The following is a 2,386-nucleotide window of genomic DNA, read 5'->3' on the forward strand; positions in this document are numbered from 1 at the left end:
TCTTCCTGATGCGCACCGAGGTCCACTGCCGCCGGTGCGACGCCCACCTGGGCCACGTGTTCGACGACGGGCCTCCCCCCACGGGGCTTCGCTACTGCATCAACTCCGCCTCTCTGACCTTCGCGCCGGCCGGCTGAGAAGGGCCCAGGAAGAAAACAGCGCCCCCCGACCCGGGGAGGGAAGGGGGGCGCTGGGCGGCGTCGGCAGGACGGGTCGGCCCGGTTTACCCGTAGCTGTGCAGGCCCGAGAGGATGAAGTTCACGCCCCAGTAGGTGAACATGGTGGCGCCGAAGCCCACGATGGAGAGCCACGCCAGGCGCGTGCCCTTCCAGCCGGCGGTGAAGCGGGCGTGGAGATAGGCGGCGTAGACGAACCAGGTGATGAGGGACCAGGTCTCCTTGGGGTCCCAGCTCCAGTACGTGCCCCAGGCGTAGTTGGCCCAGATGGCGCCCGTGAGGATGCCCAGGGTCAGGAAGGGGAAGCCCAGGGCGATGGCGCGGTAGGAGATGTCGTCCAGCACCTTCCGGGGGGGGACCGCCCCGCTCGTGCCGTCCCCGCGGAAGAGGTAGACGATGCTCAGGGCGAACGATATGGCGAATCCCGCGTACCCGATGAAGCAGGTCACCACGTGGGCCGTGAGCCAGTTGGACTGGAGGGCCGGCACCAGGGGCTGGAGGTCGGGGGAGATCCGGGGGTTCAAGGAGACGATGGCGATGGCCAGCGCCCCCAGGGGCGCCACGAAGGCCCCCAGGGTCCGCGTGGCGTACTTCCACTCGAAGAGCAGGTACACGGCCACGATGCACCAGGCGAAGAAGACCTTGGACTCGTACATGTTCGACAGCGGCATGTACGCAAAGCCCATGTTGTGGCTCTCCACGTACCGCACCACGAAGGCGCCGGTGTTGACGAGGAAACCGGCCAGGAGGGTTGCCGTGGCCGCGAGCCCGATGGCGCGGCTCTGCCGGCTCGCCAGGAAGAGGGCGTAGAGCACGCTCGCCACCAGATAGAGCACCATGCTGACGTTGAAGAGGGTGATGTTCATCGCAGGAAGTCCTTTCGTTGGGGGCCGTTCCCGGCCCCCGGCAGTTCCAAACGGCACAAGTGTAGAGAGGGCAGCACCCCCAGGTCAAATGAGAACGGTCTCACGGAGCGGTCAGCTTTCAGCGCGAACCCGAGAAGGCGGGCTCGCCCCGGGGGTGGTTGACCGCTGACGGCTGATAGCTGACAGCTCGTCAGTACGGCACCCGGATGGCGTCGAGCTCCTCCTTGGTGATCTCCTTCCAGCGCTTCAGGGTCCAGCCTCCCACCCACTCTTTGAAGAGGGAGAGGTTGCGCTGGCGCTCTTCCTCGGAGCCGCCGAGGTAGGCGTACATATTGCCCGCCTTGCCCTCGGGGGAGCCCTTGCCGTCGTCCAGGCGGCGCATGAGGGCGCCGGTGTCGGGCCAGGCCGTGAAGGACACCAGGTGGGTGTAGGTGTCCATCCGGGGGCCGACGAACTGGGGGACGAACCGCTCCTTCTCGCGCTTCCACGGGGGGTACTCGGGGGTGTCGGCGCCGTGGCATCCCCCGCACTGGGTCTCGACGACGGGCCGGATGTGCTCCTCGTAGGTGGCGGCGGAGGCGGTGGGGCTCGTGGCCGCGGCGAGGGCCAGCGCCAGGGCCGAAACGGCGAGCCGTGTGGCGGTGCGGGTCATGGTTGCTTCTCCTTCTTCGGCTGGGTCTCGATGTCTGTCGGGCCGGTCAGCAGCACCCGCTGGTGTCGCACCCGCACTGGGGAGGGCCTCCGGTCAGCCAGCCCTTGATGATGGCGCTGGCGCACCCCACGCCGGCCTTCACCGACAGGGCAGAGACCGGACAGTTCCGGGCGCAGGCGCCGCACTCGATGCAGGCGTCCCGGTCTCGGAACCGGGCCTTTCCTTCCGCCACCGCAATGACAGCGTGGGGGCAGACGGTCTGGCACAGGCCGCAGCCGACGCAGGCGGCCTGGTCGAGTTTCAGGGTGGTCACGCCTGCGAGGTAGCGAAAGCCGTTCATGGTGTGGGTTTCCCCTTTGGCGAGGTGGGTGAAGTGGACGGGGTGGACGGCATGGACGGTTCCAGGGGGCTCGCCCTAGAACGCCGAGGCGAGCCAGAAGGCGCCGGCCAGGGCGGCGGCGCCGGCCTGGAGAGGCAGGGCCCGGCGCATCTCCCGCTCCACCCCGGACGCAGAGGTGAACGGAGTGGCCCCGGTAAAGTTCATCGCGGCGTAAGACGACCCCGCGGCGACCGCGAGGATTAGGGCCAGGAGGCCGGAGAAGCTGGAAGCGCCGCCCACGGCCGCGGCGGCGGCAATGGCCGCGCCGGCGCCCACCAGCGCCCCCTTGGCCGAGAAGGCCCGCCAGGGGAGC

The 2,386-nt window shown here is 69.0% G+C and carries 5 protein-coding genes; 1 reads left to right on the forward strand and 4 read right to left on the reverse strand.

Annotated elements, in window-relative coordinates; translation table 11 throughout:
- Positions 1-137 (forward strand): peptide-methionine (R)-S-oxide reductase (locus AB1578_23435; protein ID MEW6490851.1); only part of this gene is annotated, 137 nt, incomplete at its 5' end.
- Between the two features lie 86 nt (positions 138-223).
- On the opposite strand, the gene ccsB is transcribed toward AB1578_23435, so the two are convergent.
- From ccsB to AB1578_23455, 4 genes are all read right to left on the reverse strand, one after another.
- Complete coding sequence (gene ccsB, locus AB1578_23440) at positions 224-1,042, reverse strand: c-type cytochrome biogenesis protein CcsB (protein MEW6490852.1); 819 nt, start codon at positions 1,040-1,042, stop codon at positions 224-226.
- A gap of 190 nt (positions 1,043-1,232) precedes the next feature.
- Positions 1,233-1,694, reverse strand: a complete 462-nt coding sequence (locus tag AB1578_23445) for a cytochrome C (GenBank protein ID MEW6490853.1) — start codon at positions 1,692-1,694, stop codon at positions 1,233-1,235.
- Between the two features lie 46 nt (positions 1,695-1,740).
- Positions 1,741-2,034, reverse strand: a complete 294-nt coding sequence (gene hgcB / locus AB1578_23450; GenBank protein MEW6490854.1) for a mercury methylation ferredoxin HgcB — start codon at positions 2,032-2,034, stop codon at positions 1,741-1,743.
- Positions 2,035-2,109: 75 nt separating this feature from the next.
- Positions 2,110-2,386: mercury methylation corrinoid protein HgcA (locus tag AB1578_23455; GenBank protein MEW6490855.1), on the reverse strand; the 277-nt coding region annotated here is incomplete at its 5' end.

Source organism: Thermodesulfobacteriota bacterium, assembly GCA_040756475.1.
Taxonomy (GTDB): Bacteria; Desulfobacterota; Deferrisomatia; order Deferrisomatales; family JACRMM01; genus JBFLZB01.